Raw genomic sequence first — 21,073 nt, 5'->3', positions numbered from 1 at the left:
CTGGCGTCGCACCTCCGGAGTGCGATTTTGCCTGCTTAAAAGTCGCTACAGGCCAGATTTGATAGGGACCTAACAAACTTCCATCGCCAGAAAAGATCCGTATCTTGGGCCTTCATCGAGGCACAGCTGGCTATTTGTAACTTGAAGTTACCACCGCAATAACTTGTAATAATTGCGCCACCCTTCATACGGATCTGTGAAATTCCACACGAGCCAGCGAAGGGTAACTCCACGCGCAGGCATTGCTCGTGGTGGCTGAATAACCCGTCGGCTCAAACCGTTCAGTGGGATTCACCTCAAAGGATTGTCCGCAGCAAACCCCTCACGGGGTCACGCATACGCTGACTAACAATATTCCAAACAGCGCACAACTCAGTTTCGCCTCGCGAGAACTGGACGGGACAACTTCGTCTGGCGTTATTGCGGCAGCTGAGTTTTGCGCAAAAAAACGTCCGACAGCAAGCGCCGTCAGGACCGTGTCGGCATCGGCGCCCTGAACAGAGAGGGCAGGCGCCGGGGTCAATTCATCCATTAAGGCCGCAAGATGAAAACTGAGCAGTATCTTGGATACCTGAAACGACTGACGTGGCTGCCCTTGCTCATGCTGGGTGGTTGCAAAATGACCTTGCTCGACCCCAAGGGTCAGGTCGGCGTCGATGAGAAGTCACTGATTATTACCGCGACTTTGCTGATGCTAATAGTCGTGATCCCGGTAATCGTGATGACGCTGGCATTTGCCTGGAAATACCGCGCGTCCAACACCAAAGCCACTTATAAGCCGAACTGGGCTCACTCCACGCCAATCGAGTTGGTTGTCTGGTTGGTGCCCTGCGCAATCGTCGCAGTACTGGGCACTATCACCTGGACCACCACCCACGAACTGGATCCTTACCGTCCGCTCGACTCGGACGTTAAGCCAATCGTAATTCAGGCGGTTTCGCTGGACTGGAAATGGCTGTTTATCTATCCGGAACAAGGCATTGCCACGGTTAACGAGATCGCCTTCCCGACCGACACGCCGGTGAGCTTTCAGATCACCTCGCAGAATGCGATGAACTCGTTCTTCATCCCACAACTGGGAAGCCAGATTTACTCCATGGCTGGCATGCAGACCAAGCTGCACCTGATCGCGAACCACGAAGGTAGCTTCGACGGCCTGTCCGCCAACTTCAGTGGCGACGGCTTCTCAGACATGAAGTTCAAGGCCATAGCCACCTCCCAGAAGGGCTTCGATGCCTGGGTCAGCAAGGTCAAAGCCGCCCCCACCCAGTTGGATCAGAACAATTATCCGCAGTTGGTAAAGCCCAGCGAAAAAGCGCCGGTGCAGTACTTCGCGGCGGTAAGCCCAACGCTCTATCACTCAATTCTCATGCAGTACATGCACGGCCCCTCGACGTTGCTTGATGGCAATCAGGCTGAGGCCGGGATGAACAGCAAGCAGCCCATGCAAATGCCCATGAACGCAAGTATCAAGGAGTAATCACTGATGTTTGGCTTGTTAACGCTTGACGCAGTGCCCCTGGACGTCCCCATTGTCATGGGCACTCTGGCAGTCGTCGCCCTGATTGGCCTGGCCGTCGTGGCGGCCCTGACTTATTACCGCAAGTGGTCGTACTTGTGGACCGAATGGCTGACCTCGGTTGACCACAAAAAAATCGGCGTCATGTACATCTTCGTCGCCATGATCATGCTGCTGCGCGGCTTCGCGGACGCCATCATGATGCGCGGCCAGCTCGCGATGGCCGAGGGCGCCAATCACGGTTTCCTGCCGCCAGAACACTATGACCAGATCTTCACCGCCCACGGTGTGATCATGATCATTTTCATGGCCATGCCGTTCATGGTCGGCTTGATGAACATCGCCGTACCGCTGCAAATCGGTGCTCGCGACGTGGCCTTCCCGTTCCTCAACTCACTGAGCTTCTGGCTATTTGTCGCCGGTGCGATTCTGGTCAACGTGTCGCTGGGCGTGGGTGAATTCGCGCGCACCGGCTGGGTTGCTTATCCACCGTTGTCGGAGCTTGGATACAGCCCGGGAGTGGGAGTCGACTATTACATCTGGGCCTTGCAGTTATCCGGTTTGGGCACGCTGCTAACGGGGGTCAACTTCCTGGTGACCGTGCTGAAGATGCGCACGCCCGGCATGAAGCTGATGCAAATGCCGATCTTCACCTGGACCTGCACATTCACCAACATTCTGATTGTTGCCTCGTTCCCGATTCTCACCGCGACTCTGGCGCTGCTCAGCCTGGACCGCTATCTGGACATGCACTTCTTCACCAACGAGCTTGGCGGCAACGCCATGATGTACATCAACCTGTTCTGGGCCTGGGGCCATCCAGAGGTGTATATCCTGATCCTGCCGGCCTTTGGTGTGTTCTCGGAAGTGATCTCCACCTTTACCGGCAAACGTCTGTTCGGCTACACCTCAATGGTCTGGGCGACTGCAGCCATCACCATTCTGGGCTTCGTGGTCTGGCTGCACCACTTCTTCACCATGGGCTCCGGCGCTAACGTAAACGCCTTCTTCGGTGTTGCCACCATGATCATCTCGGTACCCACCGGGGTGAAACTGTTCAACTGGCTGTTCACCATTTTCCGTGGCCGCCTGCACTTCACCACGCCGGTGCTCTGGACTCTGGGCTTTATGGTGACCTTCACCGTGGGCGGCATGACCGGCGTACTGCTAGCCGTTCCCGGGGCCGACTATGTATTGCACAACAGCCTGTTTCTGATTGCTCACTTCCACAACACGATTATTGGCGGGGCGGTATTCGGTTACCTGGCTGGTTTCACTTTCTGGTTCCCTAAAGCCTTTGGCTTCAAGCTCGACGAGCGTCTGGGCAAGTGCGCCTTCTGGTGCTGGATCACGGGCTTTTTCGTGGCGTTCATGCCGCTCTACGTGCTGGGCTTCATGGGCATGACCCGTCGCCTGAACCACTACGACAACCCGCTGTGGCATCCGTACCTGATTGTCGCCTTCTTTGGCGCGGTGCTGATTTTTTGCGGCATTGCATTCCAGATCGCCCAGATTCTGGTCAGCATCAAAAACCGCGATGCGCTGCGTGACCACACTGGCGATCCATGGGGCGGCCGTACCCTGGAATGGTCCACCTCATCGCCACCTCCGTTTTACAACTTTGCGCAGCTACCCACTGTGCATGCAATCGATGCATTCCACGAGATGAAAGAAAACGATACGGCCTACCTGCGCCCGGCCCGTTACAGCCCGATCCACATGCCCAAAAACACGGCTGCAGGTCTGATTATCGGCCTGGTCGGGGCGGTATTCGGCTTTGCCATGGTCTGGCACATCTGGTGGCTCGCAGGTCTGACTTTCATCGCCATGGTCGCCACCTTCGTTGTGCGCAGCTACAACCAGGACGTTGACTACTACGTGCAGCCGGATGAAATCGAGCGTATCGAAAACCAGCGCTTCCCGCGTGAGTCGGCGCATACCAACAACCGGGCGCAGACATCCGCAAAACACGCCCAGCAACTTGCGCAAGAGGTGTAATTCGCATGTCTACGGCAATTCTTGACTCGCAACACGACGCGGACTCGGCCCACGAACATGATCACGGGCATGACAGCGGTGACATGACGGTTTTCGGCTTCTGGCTGTACCTGATGACCGACTGCATTCTGTTCGCCAGCGTGTTTGCAACCTATGCAGTGCTGGTTAATCACACCGCAGGCGGCCCAAGCGGCAAGGACATTTTCGAGCTGCCTTATGTGCTGGTCGAAACCGCCCTGCTGCTGGTGAGCAGCTGCACCTACGGCATGGCCATGCTGGCGGCGCACAAAGCTGATAAAGGCAAAACCATTGCCTGGCTGTTCCTCACATTCCTCTGCGGCCTTGGCTTCATTGGCATGGAAATCAATGAGTTCCATCACCTGATCGCAGAAGGTTTTGGACCGAATCGCAGCGCCTTCCTCTCCTCGTTCTTCACCTTGGTCGGCATGCACGGTTTGCACGTAACCGCCGGGCTGGTGTGGATGGTGGTCATGATGGCGCAGGTTTACACCCGCGGTCTGACGCCTCAGAACACCACTCGCTTGTCGTGCTTGAGCCTGTTCTGGCACTTCCTCGACATCGTCTGGATCTGCGTCTTCACCGTTGTTTACCTGATGGGAGTTGCCCAATGAGCCACGCACAAGCACACAGTCATGCCGGTGAAAGCCACGGCAGCGTGCGGTCCTACGCCATCGGTTTTATCCTCTCGGTAATCCTCACGGTGATTCCGTTCGCGATGGTCATGAGCGGCGATTTCTCGCGCAGTGTGGCGCTAACTTCGATGGTGGTGCTGGGCGTGGTTCAGGTCCTGGTGCACCTGGTTTGCTTCCTGCACATGAACACATCGTCTGAAGGCCGCTGGAATCTGCTGGCCTTCCTGTTCACGGTGTTGATCATCGTGATGCTGGTAGGGCTGGCCATCTGGATTATGGTCAATGCCGACCAACTGATGATGCCGTGGATGTGACCATGAAGTTCAAACGCTATCTTCTGATCACCAAGCCCGGAATCATCTTCGGCAATCTGATTGCCGTTGCAGGTGGATACTTCCTGGCAGCGCAGGGCCATATCGACCTGATGTTACTGCTGTCTACCGTGATTGGCTTATCGCTGGTGGTGGCCAGTGGATGCGTAATGAACAACTGCATTGACCGCGATATCGACCAGCACATGGCGCGCACCCGCGACCGGGTGCTGGTCACCGGCAAAATCTCGCTCAAGGCAGCGCTGGCCCATGGCGTCGTCCTGGGGCTCGCCGGGTTCAGCTTGCTGTGGTTCAAGACAACGCCACTTGCCACTGCCCTGGCGGCGGTGGGCTATGTGGTGTATGTCGGGCTCTACAGCTTGTGGCTCAAGCGCACCTCGGAATACGGCACCCTGGTGGGCAGCTTGTCCGGAGCGATGCCACCGGTCGTGGGTTACTGCGCAGTCACAGGTCAGTTCGACACCGGTGCAGCAGTGCTGCTGCTGATCTTCTGCTTATGGCAGATGCCGCACTCCTTCGCCATTGCCATATTCCGCCTCAGCGATTACCAGGCGGCGGGTATTCCTGTGTTGCCGGTTAAGCGTGGGATAGACGCGACCAAGCTGCAGATTGTTCTCTATATCCTGGCATTTACTGGCGCATCGTTGCTGCTAACCCTCACCGGTTTCGCCGGTTATGGCTACTTGTTAATCGCGTTGCTGGTCAGTGCCTGGTGGTTGGTAATCGCGCTTTCCGGCTACCGCGCCGTGGATGACCGCCTCTGGGCGCGCAAGCTGTTCGCCTTTTCGATCGTCACCATCAGCGCTCTGAGCTTGATGATGTCGATTGATTTTCAGGCTATACCGCACACCAGTTTGCTGACCATGTTGTAAGGCATTGCTGATGCTGGGGTGTACTGGGCGCGGCTTTGCGGCGCTCAACTCGCTCCCTTTGCCCCGCCCTGTGCGGGGCTTTTTAATTCAGCGTCGCCGGCCAAGTCAGCGAGCCTTGTTTGCAGCCCCTGGCGCTTTGTAAAGGCTCAGCCTGATCAAGCCAAGCGCAAACGCTTAGCGTTGCTTATTGCTCGTTACGCCCGTGCGCAGCAGCGCTTAACTGTGCGGTATCGACCCGCACAAATATCGAGTCGCCAATCGCGGTAAGCACATCACCGGCATACACCTCGCAGATAATACGGCTCTTGCGCCCGACTTCGCCCTCGACTTTGGCGCGCAGAGTCAGCGGCACGCCCATGGGTGTCGGTTTGATGAATTTGATGCCGAGATTGCCGGTCACACAGTCAATGCGCGGCAAGCTGCCGAGTTGCCGGCCTTCCTCACGGTAGTGATAGGCCATTGCCGTCCAGTTGGAATGGCAATCCACCAGCATCGCGATCAGCCCGCCGTAGACCAGTTCTGGCCATCCGCAATATTTGCTGTCGGGCAAGTGCTCGGCCATTACATGCACACCGTCTTCATGCCAGAAGCTCTTAACATGCAGGCCATGCGGATTGCTGGAGCCGCAACCATAGCAAACGCCTTCTGGTGCGACGGTGTCCTGGAGTGAATCGGTGTGCATGCTGAACGACCTCGATACGTCTTGAATGGGAGCCAGCTCAACGCTTGCTGAATAGTTGCGCAATGAGCTGACGGCATCGCGGCAACATACCGCAGTTTCGCCTGCAGGCAAATTTTGCGCGGCGCGAAAAACCAGCAGACCGCGCTTAAGGCCCTGGCTGCAATTGCATTCATGCCCGCTCTGCGCTGCAAAAAAATCTGCCTGATGGCAGCTAAATCAGCTTACCGAGATGGCCGAACAGCCGCATAATCCGCAGCTTGATTCGCGCCCTGGCCTGCACACATCCGGTACGTCCAGCTCGCTGATTTCGTGGAGAACACCTGTGGACACTAATTTCGATAACCTGCGCGCAGAACGCCTGCACGCTGAACCCGATTTCGAGCGCTATCAGCCGAAATCGGGCAACAACTTTGCCGGTTTGTGGAAGCAAATCGCGCTGGGGATCGTGGTCGGTTTTACCACGCTAAGCGTACTGGGCTTTTTGGCCTCGATGCTGTGGATGAAACTGGCGCTGGGCGCGCTGCAGTTTCAAATCCCCAGTTAATCGATCGCCCGTGCTTGAGCGGGCACAGGCGCTGGCGCGTTGCTTTTGATCTGAGTGGCCAACAACAGCCCGGAGAAGATCAGTGCGCCACCAACCCAATGGAAGCCTTGCAGCCCCTCATCCAGCAGCAGCCAGCCGAGAATGGCGGTGAATACTGGCATCAGGTAATTGGTCAGCGCCGCTTTGGCCGCGCCCATGACCCGGATGCCGTGATTCCATGCCAGATACGCGACCAGTGAGGCAAATACCGCGGTGTAACCAATTGCCGCCAGCGTGCTCGGGGTTGGCGTAAATGTCGCGCCCTGACTGAGTTCATACAGGTAGAACGGCATGATCATCGGCACGCCCAACAGCATCAGCATGCCCAGCAAAGCCAACGGTGGAATTGGCTGCAAGTACGACGCCCAGCGACGCAGCAACAGCGAATAAAGGGCCCAATCTGCCACCGCGACCAGCATGATTAAATCGCCACGATTGAACGACAACGTCTGCAATGTAGCGAAACTGCCACGGCTGATCAGCACCAGCAAACCCAGCGCTGCCAATGCCATGCCGAACCAGGCGCGGCGCAGCGGCCACTCGCCCAACAGCAAACCACCGCCGATAAAAGTCATCAGCGGCAGACAGGTATTAACCAGCGTAATGTTGATCGCAGCGGTGCTGTGCGCCGCGGTATAGAGCAGCGAGTTATAGGCGGCAACGCCGGTTGCCGCGAGCACCAAGAGGCGCCAGCCGGCATTGCGCAGCGCTTGACGATGGCGCAGCAAAGGCCGGATGACAAACGGTAGCAACAACGACAGCGCCAGCAACCAACGCCAGAACGCCAGCGTAAACGGCGGTATTTCACCGTTGAACGCGCGTGCGACCAAAGCATTTCCCGACCAACACAACACTGCCAACAACAGGCCAGCCATGGCCAACATGCGTGAGTTATTCATAGGCTTCAGCTTTGCCCGAGCGGACGCAGGCGGTATTGGTTGGGCAGCTGATCAATACCTTCGACGGTGACGTTGAGGTCTTTCCAGCGACCGTCTTTAATCCCGTAAATGCAGCCATGCACCGACAACGGCTGGCCGCGATGCCAGGCATTCTGGACGATGCTGGTGTGGCTGACGTTGGCCACCTGATGGATCACATTCAGCTCGCAAAGGCGGTCTACCCGCGCCTCTTCGGTCGGCAGTGTTTCGAGGCTCTTGCAGTGCTCGTAATAGAGGTCGCGAATATTGCGCAGCCAGCCGTCAATCAGCCCGTATTGGGTGTTCTGCATGGCCGCACGCACGCCGCCGCAACCATAGTGGCCGGTGACCAGAATATGTTTGACCTTGAGCACATCCACGGCGTACTGGATAACCGACAGGCAGTTCATGTCGGTATGCAGCACCACGTTGGCAACATTGCGGTGAACAAACAGATCGCCTGGCAACATGCCAACGATTTCGTTGGCCGGAACGCGAGCATCGGAACACCCGATCCACAAGTATTCGGGCGTCTGCTGCTTGGCCAGTTTGGCGAAGAACTCAGGGTCCCTTTGAGTGATCGACTCCGCCCAGCGAGCGTTATTGTCGAGCAGTTGCTGTAAGTCACTCATGGTGCTTCTCCCGGGTATTCAAGCGCGCACAATACGCAAGACATGCTGAGCATGACAAGCTACTTGACCTGTGAGTCACAGTCACGCGCGTTGATGCCGCAAGCGGCGATTGCCCGGCCCAAGCAAAAAACCCTCAAGCCGGTGAACAACTTGAGGGCTTTATCTGTATGCGCAATCAGTCGATCAGGGTACACGCCATGACCAGCGCGTCTTCACGCCCGCCAACGGCCGGATAGTAGTCACGACGACGGCCAATCTCATTGAAGCCGTAACGCTCATAAAGGCGATACGCAGTTTCGTTGCTGGCCCGAACTTCCAGAAAGCACTCACCGGCTTTCAGTTGCAGGGCGCGCTGCATCAGGTGTTCGAGCAGGCGCAGGCCCAACCCACGCCCCTGACTTTCGGGCTTTACGGTGATATTGAGCAGGTGCGCTTCATCCAGAATTACATTGATTACGCCGTGACCGACCTGCTGATTGCCTTCAAGCATCACCCAGCAGTCATACGATTTAATGCTGTCGAGAAAGGTGCCGCGCGTCCAGGGGTGACTGAACGCTGCGTATTCCACTTTCAAAACTGTTTCGATATCTGCCTCTGTCATCGGCCGAAAACTAATTGCGTCACTCATTCAGCCTGACTCATCCAACGTTGGCGCACTCGGCGCATCGCTTGCCAAAGCTCAGCCTTGCGGGCTGGCTCATCCATTAACAACTCCAACCCGGGCAATGCCCAGGCCGCGCCGACACCTTCGACCTGCAACTCGCGGTTATAGGCGTCTTCGTGCGCATCGCCGGCAAAACGAATAGCCGGTAATCCAACCAGCCACAGGCAGCTGCAACCGCCCTGTTCTTCGATGCGTGCGGCGGTAAATGACTGCACAAACTCCAGCGCCGCCGCCGGGCCTTGATCCATGTTGCCGCGTGACAACAATGGCCAGCGCACCGGCTCACCGATTATCTGCGGGCTGTCCGGCAGGTCAGCGGCACGCAGCAAGTCTTTGAGCAGCAAGTAAGCCGGGTCGCGCCCTTGCAACGCCTCGCCAGTGGGCAATTCAACCAGAACATGGCACGCCCCGGCCTTCAGTAACTGCAAAGCAAAACGCGGCGGCTGTACCGCAACCGGCTTGGCACTGACCTCAGTCGTAGCCTCAGCTTTTTCAGTTTCGCCATCATCATTCGCCGGTGGATTATTACGCGCTGGCGTTTGCGGACGTGCGCCTTCAAGTTGCGCGCGGACACTTTGCAGCCCCGCTGCGCCCTGTGCGGTTGCCACCGGTCGGGCGGGTTCACGTTCGGCAGTTTCAGCCGCTTGCACGCGCTGTTGTGCAACGGGCTCGGCAGTTGGTGTAGCAGCCATTTCCGGTTCGACCGGGAGAACCTCAAGCAGTTCGGGCCGCGATGGTGCAGCAAATGGCAGCACGCCACGCGGCAGCCAAGTGGCAACCTGCATGGCGCTTAGATAAGCACGGCGGCGTAATTCTGGAATCAAACGTCAGCTACCTGTGGATGCGCCTTGAGGCCCATTTGCATGAGATTCAAGGCATCAATGTAGGCTTTGGCCGAGGCCACCAGAATATCGGTGTCGGCACCATTACCATTAACAATACGGCCACCCTTCTCCAGGCGAACAGTCACCTCGCCTTGCGAGTCTGTGCCTTGGGTGATCGCGTTTACCGAGTAGAGCTGCAAGGTGGCCGCAGACCGGGCAATCTGCTCCAGCGCCTTGAAAGTCGCATCCACCGGCCCAGAACCTGCCGAGCGGGCGCTGTGCTCAATGCCGGCAACGCTGATCACCACTTTGGCATCGGGCACTTCACCGGTTTTGCTGGCGACTTCCAGCGTGACCAACTTGAAGTGCTCGGGTGCTTCGGCGGCCAGTGTCTCGGAGACCAGCGCTTGCAGGTCTTCGTCAAAAATTTCGTGCTTCTTGTCCGCCAGATCCTTGAAGCGGGCAAAGGCTGCATTCAACTCAGCCTCACCGGCCAGAACAATCCCCAACTCATCAAGCCGGGTACGGAAAGCGTTACGCCCCGAGTGCTTGCCCATGACCATTTTGTTGGTGTGCCAGCCGACGGATTGCGCCGACATGATCTCGTAGGTTTCACGGTGTTTAAGCACGCCATCCTGATGGATGCCCGACTCATGGGCGAAGGCATTGGCGCCTACGATGGCCTTGTTTGGCTGCACCGGGAAACCGGTAATTCCCGAGACCATGCGCGAGGTGCTGAGGATATGTGGCGTGTCGATGTTGGTGTGCACACCCAGCAGGTCTTCACGGGTTTTAATCGCCATGACGATTTCTTCGAGCGCCGCATTGCCTGCACGCTCGCCCAAACCGTTGATGGTGCATTCAACCTGACGCGCACCTGCCACCACCGCGGCTAACGAGTTGGCAACAGCCAGCCCGAGGTCGTTATGGCAATGCACCGAGAACACCGCTTTGTCGGCATTCGGCACGCGCTGCAGCAACTCACCAATGGTGGCGGCGTATTGATGCGGTATCGCATAGCCAACAGTGTCGGGAATATTGATGGTGGTCGCACCCGCATCGATGGCGGCTTCGATGATGCGGCAAAGGAAATCAATCTCGGAGCGCCCGGCATCTTCACAGGAGAACTCAACGTCGGCGCATTGATTACGCGCCCGTTTAACGGCATGCACCGCCTGCTCGATAACCTGCTCGGGCTGCATGCGCAGCTTGTACTGCATATGGATCGGGCTGGTGGCGATGAAGGTGTGAATCCGCCCGGAGTTGGCGCCGGCCAGGGCTTCAGCCGCACGGTCGATATCGGCGTCTACAGCACGGGACAAACTGCAAACCGTGCTGTCCTTGATGTGATCGGCAATCGCCTTCACCGCCGCAAAGTCACCCGGACTTGCAATCGCGAAGCCCGCTTCAATTACGTCCACGCGCAGGCGTTCAAGAGCTTTGGCAATGCGCAGCTTTTCTTCACCGGTCATCGAGGCGCCCGGGCTTTGTTCACCATCACGCAGGGTGGTGTCGAAAATTATTACGCGATCACTGCTGCTCATGCTCAGCTCCTGTTGCCCAGACGATTAAGGCGTCTGGTAAAGGCTAGATTCAGTAACGCCGATTGTGCCTATCACGCCGCTCACGCCGCGCTCCAACGGCCGAGTGCGCGGCAAAATACCTCGGCCCGAATAACAAGAAATCGAACCTGACAGGTGAATTGTGGCTGGAAACACGGCAAGCGGAAAGGCCAACGATGCCGGACGGCACAATTGAGTGAGAAATCGGCCCTGTGCGGACGCTAAAAAGAAGGTTGCAGCGGAAACTAACTAAAAGCGGCGCGGATTAAGCCTCAATCCCTGCAAACAGGGTAAGCAGGCGGCCAACAACGGCTTTGCGCAGCAGGCGGATGCTGTCGCTGGACATATGAGTCAGATGCGCAGGATTGATCCGATACAACTCCAGCGACGGCATCCGCGACTCGTAGCTGCGCAGGTCGCGCTTGAGCAATACCGGCAGGAAATCATCGTTTTCTTCGCGGTAGCGCTTGATCAGAAGTCGCAGGCCATTTTGAAAAGGTAGTTCGCTTGAAGCCAGCAAACGGCATTTATTCGGGATTTTCAGGTAAACCCCGGAATGCCCGAGCACTTCACCTGGCAATATATGCACACCGGTGGGCTCTATCGCCGCCGCCGGAATAGCCTGAAACGTAGAGTGCCAGGCATTTTGGTTGGGCAAGATAGTGATGCTGCCATGCTCGGTACTCGGCATAACGAAGGTGTACTGGCCGTACAGCGCCTCTTCGAAATGCGAATAGATGCACAGCCGGCTTTCGAAGCGCTGGATAAACGCCAGCGCTTCATTGCGATCCGTAATCGCCTGTTGATCCCAGGATAGGTCGTGCGGCGCATCAAGCGCCGCCCAGCAATCATCGTGATACATAGCCGCCACTGCAGACATAAAATTCATCTCAAACGAGTCGATTCAGACACTTGCGCAAAACATGCCAACTTGCCGAGCTAGCCATATGGGCAACATAGTGCCTGTATAGCCGGGTAAATCCCTGGCAAAAGTCGCAAACTGCCGAAATACGTCAGGTCCATCAAAACGTACTGCCAAACCGATCACACATAGCCTCTGATCGGTTGAAGCGTCATAAGTTTCGGTTCAATGCAGTACAATCAGCGCTTTTATTGATTGAGCGACCCGCACTTCAATGATCGATCCAAAGCGCGTATTGCGTGCCCTTGCCGAACACTGGACGTTACTCGAGCCGCTCTGCGAGCGTTTCGATACCGGCACACTAAGCCTGATAGAGCTACGCGCTCAGCTTTCAGCCCAGTTGCCCGATAGCACACCAGTGGACACCACCGCCCTGCTCGACCAGTGGATTCGTCTGGACATTCTTGTGCCTGTGGCCAAGAGCCCCAATCGTTTCGAGCTCAACGCGCAAATTCACGATTTCCTCGCCTACCTGCGCCGTGAACACCGGTTGGGCTTGTGCCTGGAAATCGAAGCGTACCTGCGCCATCTGGAACGGCTTGCCGGTTACATCCGCGATGCGTTCGAGGTGCGTGACGCACATGACCTGGCCCGCCAGTTGCGCCTGCTCGACATGCGCGTGCGTGATGTACTGAAAAAGCTCGCCAACGATGAACAGGCATTGGTCGCGGTGGCCGAGCGCGCCAAGACCAGCGACCGGCAGATTCCGCTGCGCCAGCGCTACGCCGAGGTACTGGCCACCTGGGATGAATATGTCGAACCGATGATTCAGTTGGTCAGCGCCGACGGCGCCTTTGAACAGGGCGTGTATCGCGTCGAGCATGTGTTGCTGCGCTTGCTGACTGAGCAACAACGTCTTGGCCAACTGGTGGATGACGACCTGCTGCTGCGCACCCACGCGCGCATCCTTGAAATGCAGACCACCGCGCAGCTGACCTTGCGCCGTGCGCGCGAGCTGCTGCTGCCGCTGCGTGAAGAAGCGCGTCGGCATAACGCTGTCACCCGTGGCGCTGCGCTGGCGCTGGCGGCCATCCGCCGTAAAGGGATCGACGCCGTGCCGCAGGCCTCGCTGGCGTTGTTTAATCGCCCGCAAAGCACCTTCCTTGGCAGCGCCTCGCAGGTTGAGGCGTACGTGTATGCACTGGCGCGCTTTGAGCCCAAGCCGGCGCAGTTCCCTAAAGCCAGTGGCAGCCGTAAAGGCCCCGCACCGCGTTCGCCGCGCACAGCACGCGAGATGATCGAGCGCTGCGAGCAAGCACTGCCGTTACCCGACCTGATGAGTTGGTTGCTTGAGCAAGAACCGGAGGGGGCAACCGATGAGTTGCTCTACTGGTTCTCGCGTTTGTCGCGTGATAGCCGTTTCCAGCGCGAGCGCCTGGAACGTCGCGACTACCTCACCGCCGAGCATCAGCTGAACCTGAGCTCATTCACCCTGATTAAAGGCCACACGGCATCCGCTAACAACGAGAAGAACAACGCATGAATATTGATCTCTCAGAGCTGTCGCAACTGGCACCGATCTTTCGCGAGCTGTTCAAGGGTTACCACCTGAGCCGCCGTGACCCCGAACTGTATGCCCAGCTTTCGAATCAGCAAGACCAGTACCGCACCCTGTTCAAGGCACTCGGCTTCGAGCTGAGCTGCGACCCGCGCGGTTTTTATTACTTTGTCCCGGAGCAGGCAACGCCACAGGTCAACAAGACGGCGCAACGTTTGGCGCTGTTCACCTTCATTCTGGTTGAGCATCTGGCGGATCAGGGCCGTGACCCGCTGTCGGTGCTGGATGGCGGCAGTCTGGGCCGCGATGAGTTGCCGTCGCTACTGGAAAAATATCGTGATCTGTTCCTGCAAACCGAAGTCACCACGCAGGAAGAGCTTGAAGAGAAAATCATGCGTCGCCTGTGTCAGCTGGGCTTTGCCAGTGAAGACAACGGCATTTATCGCTTTCTGGCGCCGATGCACCGCTTCCTCGATGTCTGCCTTTCCGTCCAGCAGGACCGCGATCTGGCGGCAGCGCTGCACAGCAACCTGCCACTGCCAAGCCCGGTGCTGATCGACGAGGACGAGGAAGAAGCCATCATCAGCCTCGAATCCGAACCACAGAGCGAAACCGAAACCGAAACCGAAGAACAGGCTCTGGCCCGAGCGCTGGCCGAAGAACGCGCCCTTCAGGAGAATGATGCATGAGCCAGGAACGCTACGGAATTCGCCGCTTCGCCCTGCTGAATACCGCCGGTTACAGCCTGGGATTATTCCCGCTGGAAAACCCGCTGTCCGTTTATGGTGCCAACAACCTTGGCAAGAGTGCGTCGATCAACGCGCTGCAATTCCCGATTCTGGCGCGCATGTCGGACATGAGCTTCGGCAAGTACAGCCTTGAGCAGTCGCGCAAGTTCTACTTCGCCACCGACACCAGTTACATTCTGGTCGAAGTCAATCTGCCGCACGGCTCGCACGTTATCGGCGTGGCCGGTCGCGGCCCCGGTGGCGGCTTCGGTCACCAGTTCTTCGCCTATGCCGGCGAGCTAGATCTGGACCATTACCAGAAAAACGGCACCTGCTTGCGCCAGCGCGAACTGTTCAACAACCTTGAGCGCGAAGGCATCAAGGCCTATGAACTCAAGCCTGACGAACTGCGCCGTCTGCTGGTGGGTGGACACACGTCGATCCCACTGGACCTGACCCTGATTCCGCTGCGTTCGACCAGCGAGCAGAGCCTGAAAACCTTCCGCGCCCTGTTCATCAATTTGCTGCACATGCGCGAAATCACTGCGGCCAAGCTCAAGCAGCTGTTCCTCGATGCCTTCGAGCACAGCCTGCGTTCGGGCAGCGTCGATTACATTGCGGCCACTGAAGAGGCCTTCCGCGACGTACGCCGCATGGAGCAGGATTATCAGGCGCTGGTCACCGCTGGCCCACTGATTGAAGCCTTGTCTGCTGGCGTTCATCAGCGCGAGATGCTGCGCGGTAAGCTGCATCGCATCTCGCCTCTGCTCGATAGCCTGCTGGGCAGTTGGCAGGATTACGCCAATGCGCGCCGTGAAGAGCTGGTAATTCAAGCTGAACACTACCGCAGCGAACAGGATGGCCTGCAACAGGAGCAACGCGGCGGCACCCAGGAGCTGATGCGCATGGAGCGTGAGATCAGCGAGATTCAACGCTGGCTGGGCGAATTGAGCGTGCTCAAGAATCGCTTCGCACTGGTTGAAGATCCCAAGGTGCTGGAGCAACAACTGCTCGCGGCCAAAGATGCTCACGATGAGCTGGCGGGTGCGTTGGCGCAATCGCGTCAGTTCTCCAGCGAAGACATTGGCGAACGCCTGCGCGACCTCGAGCAACGCCTCAAGTCGGTCAAGCAGCAGCTTGAACATGCCGATAACAACAGTTACTCACGCTTGCGCGAAGAATTCTCGCAGCAGGATGTCGATCGCCTCATGCGCTTGTTCAACGGCCAGTTGTTCAGTTTGCCGCTGGGCGCGAAAGGCATTCAGCTGGACGACAGCGATGCGTGGGTGAAGTCGCTCGAAGCAATTCTGGATGGCTTTACCGGCGACCAGTTCGAGGTTCCGGGCCTGTCTATCGACTTGTCCAATATCGAGCCGCCCGCCTTGCAGGCACTGGCTGACCGCGCCGCTTTGCGTGACCAGAAAGACCGTCTCGACCGCGAATACAAGCAACTGAAAACCCAGCAATCAGTCGCCTCCGACCGCGCCGCAAGCAAGGCGCAGGCCGAGCAGTTGTATCAGGGCGTACTCGATGCTCAAAAAGCCCTGGAAGACTTCCGTCGCCAGCAAACCCTCACGGTTGAAGAGCCGCAAAAACACGAACAACTGGCGCAACTTGAAGCCTCGAAGGATGAACTGACCCGCGCCAGCGACTCGTTCACCGAGCGCGTGCAACAGTTGTCGGCCAAGCTGCAATTGATCGGCCGCCAATTGGCCGATCTGGAAGCCAAGGAACGTACGCTGGAAGACGCCTTGCGTCGTCGTCAGTTGCTGCCGGCAGACTTGCCGTTCGGAACCCCCTTCATGGACCCGATCGATGACTCGCTGGATAACCTGCTGCCGCTGCTCAATGACTATCAGGATGCCTGGCAGGGCTTGCAACGTGTCGACGGGCAGATTGATGCGTTGTACGCGCAAGTTCGTCTCAAGGGCGTTGCCAAGTTCGACAGTGAAGATGATGTCGAACGCCGCCTGCACTTACTGGTGAACGCCTACGCGCACCGTCAGGACGAAGCCCTGACACTGGCCAAGGCACGCCGCGCTGCCGTTACCGACATTGCGCGGACCCTGCGCAATATCCGCAGCGACTACGACAACCTTGAACATCAGTTGGCGTTGTTCAACCGCGAAATCAACAAGCGTCAGGTATCGAACCTGGAGAGCTTCCGTATCGTCCTGGCGCCGAACAAGGAAGCACTCAAGCACATCGACCAGATTATCCACAGCGCCGGTCAGTATGAAGAAGGCGAAACCCTTTCGGTATTCGACCTGTCGCAATCGGCGGAACAGGACAGCAAGAACGAAGAGGCCAAGGAGTATCTGGCGCGTCTGGTTGCGGCCAACCACAACCAGTTGGGCTTGAAGGAGCTGTTTGAGCTGGCCTTCGAGATCACCAAGGTGGGCGGTCAGCCGGTTATCCACACCGACATCGATGGCGCGGCCTCGAACGGCACAACGATGACCATCAAGGCGCTGACCAACATGTACTTGTTGCTGCACCTGATGGACCGCGATCAAGCCGGGCGTGTGCGCTTGCCTTACTATCTGGACGAGGCTGCCGACATCGATGAGCGCAATCAGCAGGCACTGATCGAAACCAGCTTGCAGCTCGGTTTTGTGCCGATTCTGGCGTCGGTAAAACCACAGGTTTCGGCTCACGTAGCGATCGACCTGGAAGGCGGCAGCGGCCCGAACGGTATCTACATCGACGAGGCCGACTGGAAATACATCAAGCCTCGCGAGAACAAGGCGCAGGCCGTTGCAGCGCCACAGGCTGATACCGAACTGGCTTAATGCCAACGGCTAGCTGAACGGCAGTCGCGGCTGATCGCGCTGCAGTTCAAGCAATCCACCATCACAAAAAAGGGCAGGTCTGAATTATCAGCCTGCCCTTTTTTGTTGCTTCGGTTGTGCTACTTGCCGATGCGGATCTTCGGCGCCCACTGCAGCCATTCTTCATTGGCGGCATCGAACAGCGCGAAGGTCTGCCCGGGTTTGGCGGCTGAGCCCATTTCGCTGACATCCGGCGTTGCAAACGAAACACCACCAGCGATGATGCTCTCGAGTGACTCGGTTTGCACTTGGACTCCCGAGAACAGCCCGGCATCGACGCCAATCCCCGAGGTCGTCCAGAAGCGACTGCCGGTGTGCACGAGCTTGGCGTAGCGCGGCTCGATCAATACATGGATCAATACCCGGTCAGCCGTTGCTCCCAACTCGTAGTTGACCACCTCGCCTACTTTGACCTGGCGATAAGTGACCGGTGCGCCGGTATCCAGCGAACCACGTCTTGGGGCGCTCAATACCAGGCGTAATCCTGCATTGGTAACAGCGGCATTTGGCGGCTCAGACAACGCGGTGAAGACGGTCTGCGGCTCGCCAGGCTTGGTGGCCGGCGAAACTTCAAGGTAGCGGCCCTTGAGCAAGGTCTCGAGATTGTTGACCTTGCTGATACCCACCTCGGGCTTGATCACCCAGAACTGCGTGCCACTGCGGGCAATGCGCGACGCTGCGGATGTGATGCGCGCAGACACCAGCACCGAACGCAGATCATCAGACAGGTCGATGGTCTCAACCGTACCGACATCCAAACCTTTGTAACGAATCGGCGCGCCGGGATTGAGCCCATCGGCGCGGTCCAGACGGATAGTAATCAGTTGCCCTTTCTTCTGCGCCAGATCCTCTGATGAGTAGAGTTTGAAGCGCGACACCCGACGGGTAATCGGCTTAGCGTTGAAGTCCGGTGTATCAAACGCAACCCCGCCAACCAGCAAGGTTTGCAGTGACTCGCTCTTGACCTCAATACCGGACAAGCCGCCTTTCAAGGTAATTCCGCTGGCATTCCAGAACTGCGTGGAGGTGTTTACCAGATGCGCGTATTCCGGCTGGATATGCACGCCAAGCAATACGGTTTTGCTTTTGCGTGAAAGCTGGAAGCTCTGGATAGAGCCCACCTTGATCTGCCGATACAGAACCGGGCTGCCGATATCCAGCGAACCTAAAGCTTCACTGCTCAAGACCAGATGCAAACCGGGCGCTTCCAGATCCAGTGGCGGGACTTTCGCCCGCGCTTCAAATTCGCGCGTTGGCGTCCCGCCCTTCTTGCCGGGGCGAATCGCAATGTAGTTACCTTTGACCAACGCCTCGAGCCCGTTGACACCCGCTAGCGAGATCGACGGTTTGACCATCCAGAACTGCGTACCCTCCACCAGATAGTCTTCGGCCTGCGGGGTAATTGTCAGCTCAGCGTTGGCGCTGTTAAGCCCGGAATCGATATTGAGTTTCTTCACAGTACCGACCTGAATGCCTTTGTACATAACGGGCGTACGACCGGCTTGCAGACCTTCGAAATCAGTCAGTTTAAGGAACACCTTGATTCCGGCCTGCGCCGCATCGAAGTCCTCGTACAGACGGAAAGGAATCGACGGATCGGTGGGTGGGCTGTCGGGGCGCGACTCCGGCGTGGCGAAGGCGATACCACCGGCAACAAGGCTGGCCAGTGACTCGGTACGCACCTTAACGCCGCTCAGATCAGCTTCGACACTTATGCCACTGGCATTCCAGAACCGCGTGTGTTTGCGTACCAGTGAACTGTAGGCAGGCTCGATGAAGACTTTGACCTCAATCGACTGCTTGTCCTTGGCCAGTTGATAACTTTTAACCCGGCCCACTTTGATCTGCTTGTAGAACACAGGACTGCCCTTGTTCAAAGAGCCCAGGCGTTCGGCATTCAGGGTCAAATGAAGTCCAGGCTGATCATCCGGCAATGGCGGTATTTCCGCGAGCGCCTTAAAGGTTCGCTGCGGCGTACCTTCGCCCGGCGTTACTGCAATGTAGTTACCCGAAAGCAGCGTCTCCAAGCCCGAGATACCCGCCAGGGTGACACTGGGTTTAACCAGCCAGAAGCGTGTTCCACTGAGCAACGACGGTTCGACCGCTTTGTCCATTTCAATCGATGCGATGACGTCGCGCTTGTCGCCGTCATGGTTGAGCGCAAGCTTTTTAACCTTGCCCACCGGCATGCCCTTGTAGATCACCTCGGTTTTACCGGCAACGATGCCTTCGCCGGAGTCGAAATGCACTTCGATATCAATCCCGGCCTCGCTGTAGGCGCGCCAGCCCAGCCAGCCGCCAATGAGCAGGGCCAGAATGGGCAGAATCCATATCGCCGACCAGTTCGATGCTGGGCGCACTTTAGGCCGAGGTAAATCACTCATGGTCGTCATCCGTATCCGTGTTATCCCAAATCAAACGGGGATCAAAAGTTAACGCAGCAATCATCGTCAAAATCACTACACTCGCAAAAGCCAACGCGCCCCAACCGGGGTCAATGGAGGCCAGCTTGCCGAAGCGAACCAGCGCAACCAGAATTGCAATCACAAAAACATCCAGCATCGACCATCGCCCAATCCACTCGATGAAGCGATACATGAAGCTTCGCTGCCTTGCAGACATCGGTTGATGGCGTTGCACCGAATACAACAAAGTAGCCAGCCCAACCAACTTGAAGGTGGGCACCAGAATACTGGCGATAAAGACCACCGCAGCAATAGGCAGCATGTCGTATTGGATAAGCTTGAGTACCCCGGACATGATCGTGTCTGCCTCACCGCTGCCCAGAGAGCTGACTGTCATGATCGGCAATACGTTGGCCGGGATATACAAAATGGTCGCCGTGATTAGCAGCGCCCAGGTGCGCAGCAAACTGTTGGGCCGGCGCGCATAGAGCTCGCTTCCACAACGGCTGCAGAACTGCATTTCTATCTCTTCATCCTGGCGATTGAGCTGATGGCACTCATCACACACCAGCAAACCGGCATCAATCGCCCGCATGCGTTTCCTCCCCTGCCAGCGCTTCCCATATTTGGTGGGGAGACATCGTCACATCGAGCCAAACCTGAACCAGCAGCAGGCTGATAAAGCAGCCCAAGCCGAGGCCGATTGTGAGATCGGCAATATCAACCAGTTTGACGATGGCGACCAGAATGCCCATCAGATAAACCTCGAGCATTCCCCACTCGCGCAGGTGATGATAAATGCGATAAAGCACCAGGCCATAACTGCGACCGATGTTGAATTGGACAGTGAGCAACACAACCAACTGACAGAGCAGTTTGAGCAAGGGCACAACCATACTGCACAGCAACACAATCAGCGCGACAGACTGCATGCCGCTGTCGTACAAACCGAGCACACCACTCCAAACCGTATCCTCGGTACTTTGCCCGAGCAGGTTGAGCTGCATGATCGGCAGGAAATTCGCCGGGATATAAAGCAACAAGGCCGTCACGACCAATGCCAGGCTGCGCCCGATAATACTGTGCCGATGGTTATACAACTCATAGCCACAGCGCGGGCACTGAGCGCGGTCACCATCGCCCACAACAGGCGCCTTGTGCATGAGCAGATCGCACTCATGGCACGCAATCAGCTTCTCGATATCCAATTCGGACGCAGGCATTCGATCCGCAACTTCCCGCATGATCACACTCCTGAGTTTAAGTCTGCATTGTAAACGTCCCGAACCTAAGGCCTGCTACAAATGACCGGGTTCTTGTCGCGAGTCAGGTCTTTACTGACAGACAGTTGGGCAGAAACGCAGTTCTATGCAACCGACATATATAACCGCAGACGTTGGCAAACTGCGCTGTTTAGCGCCGCGCCGCGCGGCTAAACAGCCTGCGATAGT

General features: G+C 57.3%; 19 protein-coding genes. 9 read left to right on the top strand and 10 right to left on the bottom strand.

Annotated elements, in window-relative coordinates; genetic code table 11:
- Window positions 1–544 precede the first annotated feature (544 nt).
- The 5 genes from cyoA to cyoE are packed head-to-tail and all read left to right on the top strand — an operon-like array spanning window position 545 to window position 5,374.
- Window positions 545–1,480 (top strand): ubiquinol oxidase subunit II, encoded by a 936-nt coding sequence (cyoA, locus tag FEZ62_RS13400; RefSeq protein WP_172928161.1) that lies wholly within the window; start codon window positions 545–547, stop codon window positions 1,478–1,480.
- A gap of 6 nt (window positions 1,481–1,486) precedes the next feature.
- Window positions 1,487–3,517 (top strand): cytochrome o ubiquinol oxidase subunit I, encoded by a 2,031-nt coding sequence (gene cyoB / locus FEZ62_RS13395; protein WP_069900715.1) that lies wholly within the window; start codon window positions 1,487–1,489, stop codon window positions 3,515–3,517.
- A 5-nt stretch (window positions 3,518–3,522) separates the two neighbouring features.
- Window positions 3,523–4,149, top strand: coding sequence for a cytochrome o ubiquinol oxidase subunit III (gene cyoC / locus FEZ62_RS13390; RefSeq protein WP_069900714.1), 627 nt, complete (start codon window positions 3,523–3,525; stop codon window positions 4,147–4,149).
- On the top strand, window positions 4,146–4,484 hold the full coding sequence (locus tag FEZ62_RS13385; protein WP_069900713.1) for a cytochrome o ubiquinol oxidase subunit IV: 339 nt from the start codon (window positions 4,146–4,148) through the stop codon (window positions 4,482–4,484). The genes cyoC and FEZ62_RS13385 overlap by 4 nt, the downstream gene beginning before the upstream one ends.
- Window positions 4,485–4,486: 2 nt before the next feature.
- Window positions 4,487–5,374 carry a heme o synthase gene (gene cyoE / locus FEZ62_RS13380; protein WP_069900712.1) on the top strand — a complete coding sequence of 296 codons (888 nt, stop codon included), beginning with the start codon at window positions 4,487–4,489 and terminating at the stop codon, window positions 5,372–5,374.
- Between the two features lie 184 nt (window positions 5,375–5,558).
- On the opposite strand, the gene FEZ62_RS13375 is transcribed toward cyoE, so the two are convergent.
- Window positions 5,559–6,056 carry a thioesterase gene (locus FEZ62_RS13375; protein ID WP_069900787.1) on the bottom strand — a complete coding sequence of 166 codons (498 nt, stop codon included), beginning with the start codon at window positions 6,054–6,056 and terminating at the stop codon, window positions 5,559–5,561.
- A gap of 322 nt (window positions 6,057–6,378) precedes the next feature.
- On the opposite strand from FEZ62_RS13375, the gene FEZ62_RS13370 reads away from it, so the two are divergent.
- Window positions 6,379–6,600: a hypothetical protein gene (locus tag FEZ62_RS13370; RefSeq protein ID WP_069900786.1), complete on the top strand. Its 222-nt coding sequence runs from the start codon at window positions 6,379–6,381 to the stop codon at window positions 6,598–6,600.
- On the opposite strand, the gene FEZ62_RS13365 is transcribed toward FEZ62_RS13370, so the two are convergent.
- The 6 genes from FEZ62_RS13365 to FEZ62_RS13340 form a co-directional block, all read right to left on the bottom strand.
- Window positions 6,597–7,538, bottom strand: coding sequence for a DMT family transporter (locus FEZ62_RS13365; RefSeq protein WP_172928159.1), 942 nt, complete (start codon window positions 7,536–7,538; stop codon window positions 6,597–6,599). The genes FEZ62_RS13370 and FEZ62_RS13365 overlap by 4 nt on opposite strands.
- A gap of 5 nt (window positions 7,539–7,543) precedes the next feature.
- Entirely contained in the window at window positions 7,544–8,188 is a 645-nt protein-coding gene (gene can / locus FEZ62_RS13360) for a carbonate dehydratase (RefSeq protein WP_090514532.1), read from the bottom strand.
- 175 nt (window positions 8,189–8,363) lie between these two features.
- Window positions 8,364–8,816 carry a ribosomal protein S18-alanine N-acetyltransferase gene (rimI, locus tag FEZ62_RS13355; RefSeq protein WP_090514530.1) on the bottom strand — a complete coding sequence of 151 codons (453 nt, stop codon included), beginning with the start codon at window positions 8,814–8,816 and terminating at the stop codon, window positions 8,364–8,366.
- Window positions 8,813–9,676: an energy transducer TonB gene (locus FEZ62_RS13350; protein ID WP_172928156.1), complete on the bottom strand. Its 864-nt coding sequence runs from the start codon at window positions 9,674–9,676 to the stop codon at window positions 8,813–8,815. Before FEZ62_RS13350 ends, rimI begins: the two co-directional genes overlap by 4 nt.
- Window positions 9,673–11,220 (bottom strand): 2-isopropylmalate synthase, encoded by a 1,548-nt coding sequence (locus tag FEZ62_RS13345; RefSeq protein ID WP_172928155.1) that lies wholly within the window; start codon window positions 11,218–11,220, stop codon window positions 9,673–9,675. Before FEZ62_RS13345 ends, FEZ62_RS13350 begins: the two co-directional genes overlap by 4 nt.
- A gap of 283 nt (window positions 11,221–11,503) precedes the next feature.
- Window positions 11,504–12,118 (bottom strand): hypothetical protein, encoded by a 615-nt coding sequence (locus FEZ62_RS13340; protein ID WP_172928774.1) that lies wholly within the window; start codon window positions 12,116–12,118, stop codon window positions 11,504–11,506.
- Window positions 12,119–12,374: 256 nt separating this feature from the next.
- On the opposite strand from FEZ62_RS13340, the gene mksB reads away from it, so the two are divergent.
- From mksB to mksF, 3 genes are read left to right on the top strand one after another with little or no spacing between them, the layout of a single operon-like run.
- Complete coding sequence (gene mksB, locus FEZ62_RS13335) at window positions 12,375–13,643, top strand: Mks condensin complex protein MksB (RefSeq protein WP_069900705.1); 1,269 nt, start codon at window positions 12,375–12,377, stop codon at window positions 13,641–13,643.
- Window positions 13,640–14,347, top strand: coding sequence for an Mks condensin complex protein MksE (mksE, locus tag FEZ62_RS13330; RefSeq protein WP_150547570.1), 708 nt, complete (start codon window positions 13,640–13,642; stop codon window positions 14,345–14,347). Before mksB ends, mksE begins: the two co-directional genes overlap by 4 nt.
- Window positions 14,344–17,178 carry an Mks condensin complex protein MksF gene (gene mksF, locus FEZ62_RS13325; protein WP_172928153.1) on the top strand — a complete coding sequence of 945 codons (2,835 nt, stop codon included), beginning with the start codon at window positions 14,344–14,346 and terminating at the stop codon, window positions 17,176–17,178. Before mksE ends, mksF begins: the two co-directional genes overlap by 4 nt.
- A 119-nt stretch (window positions 17,179–17,297) precedes the next feature.
- Here the strand turns inward: mksF and FEZ62_RS13320 are convergent, their stop codons facing one another.
- The 3 genes from FEZ62_RS13320 to FEZ62_RS13310 are packed head-to-tail and all read right to left on the bottom strand — an operon-like array spanning window position 17,298 to window position 20,866.
- The gene (locus tag FEZ62_RS13320; protein ID WP_069900702.1) at window positions 17,298–19,601 is read right to left on the bottom strand and encodes an MlaD family protein; all 2,304 of its coding nucleotides are present in this window, start codon (window positions 19,599–19,601) and stop codon (window positions 17,298–17,300) included.
- Window positions 19,594–20,217, bottom strand: a complete 624-nt coding sequence (locus FEZ62_RS13315) for a paraquat-inducible protein A (RefSeq protein ID WP_069900701.1) — start codon at window positions 20,215–20,217, stop codon at window positions 19,594–19,596. The genes FEZ62_RS13320 and FEZ62_RS13315 overlap by 8 nt, the downstream gene beginning before the upstream one ends.
- Window positions 20,204–20,866, bottom strand: a complete 663-nt coding sequence (locus tag FEZ62_RS13310; RefSeq protein ID WP_172928151.1) for a paraquat-inducible protein A — start codon at window positions 20,864–20,866, stop codon at window positions 20,204–20,206. Before FEZ62_RS13310 ends, FEZ62_RS13315 begins: the two co-directional genes overlap by 14 nt.
- Between the last annotated feature and the right edge of the window lie 207 nt (window positions 20,867–21,073).

It is taken from the genome of Pseudomonas sp. MS19, assembly GCF_013277615.1.
In the GTDB taxonomy this organism is placed as follows: domain Bacteria; phylum Pseudomonadota; class Gammaproteobacteria; order Pseudomonadales; family Pseudomonadaceae; genus Aquipseudomonas; species Aquipseudomonas marincola.
Note: the sequence above shows the minus strand (reverse complement) of the source record. Positions and strands in the feature narration are given on the sequence as shown.

Excerpts from the sequence above, each read along its gene's own strand:
- cyoA (WP_172928161.1), top strand. The coding sequence starts at position 545 with ATGAAAACTGAGCAGTATCTTGGATACCTGAAACGACTGACGTGGCTG.
- cyoB (WP_069900715.1), top strand. The coding sequence starts at position 1,487 with ATGTTTGGCTTGTTAACGCTTGACGCAGTGCCCCTGGACGTCCCCATT.
- cyoC (WP_069900714.1), top strand. The coding sequence starts at position 3,523 with ATGTCTACGGCAATTCTTGACTCGCAACACGACGCGGACTCGGCCCAC.
- FEZ62_RS13385 (WP_069900713.1), top strand. The coding sequence starts at position 4,146 with ATGAGCCACGCACAAGCACACAGTCATGCCGGTGAAAGCCACGGCAGC.
- cyoE (WP_069900712.1), top strand. The coding sequence starts at position 4,487 with ATGAAGTTCAAACGCTATCTTCTGATCACCAAGCCCGGAATCATCTTC.
- FEZ62_RS13375 (WP_069900787.1), bottom strand. The coding sequence starts at position 6,056 with ATGCACACCGATTCACTCCAGGACACCGTCGCACCAGAAGGCGTTTGC.
- FEZ62_RS13365 (WP_172928159.1), bottom strand. The coding sequence starts at position 7,538 with ATGAATAACTCACGCATGTTGGCCATGGCTGGCCTGTTGTTGGCAGTG.
- can (WP_090514532.1), bottom strand. The coding sequence starts at position 8,188 with ATGAGTGACTTACAGCAACTGCTCGACAATAACGCTCGCTGGGCGGAG.
- rimI (WP_090514530.1), bottom strand. The coding sequence starts at position 8,816 with ATGAGTGACGCAATTAGTTTTCGGCCGATGACAGAGGCAGATATCGAA.
- FEZ62_RS13345 (WP_172928155.1), bottom strand. The coding sequence starts at position 11,220 with ATGAGCAGCAGTGATCGCGTAATAATTTTCGACACCACCCTGCGTGAT.
- FEZ62_RS13340 (WP_172928774.1), bottom strand. The coding sequence starts at position 12,118 with ATGTCTGCAGTGGCGGCTATGTATCACGATGATTGCTGGGCGGCGCTT.
- mksB (WP_069900705.1), top strand. The coding sequence starts at position 12,375 with ATGATCGATCCAAAGCGCGTATTGCGTGCCCTTGCCGAACACTGGACG.
- mksE (WP_150547570.1), top strand. The coding sequence starts at position 13,640 with ATGAATATTGATCTCTCAGAGCTGTCGCAACTGGCACCGATCTTTCGC.
- mksF (WP_172928153.1), top strand. The coding sequence starts at position 14,344 with ATGAGCCAGGAACGCTACGGAATTCGCCGCTTCGCCCTGCTGAATACC.
- FEZ62_RS13320 (WP_069900702.1), bottom strand. The coding sequence starts at position 19,601 with ATGAGTGATTTACCTCGGCCTAAAGTGCGCCCAGCATCGAACTGGTCG.
- FEZ62_RS13315 (WP_069900701.1), bottom strand. The coding sequence starts at position 20,217 with ATGCGGGCGATTGATGCCGGTTTGCTGGTGTGTGATGAGTGCCATCAG.
- FEZ62_RS13310 (WP_172928151.1), bottom strand. The coding sequence starts at position 20,866 with ATGCGGGAAGTTGCGGATCGAATGCCTGCGTCCGAATTGGATATCGAG.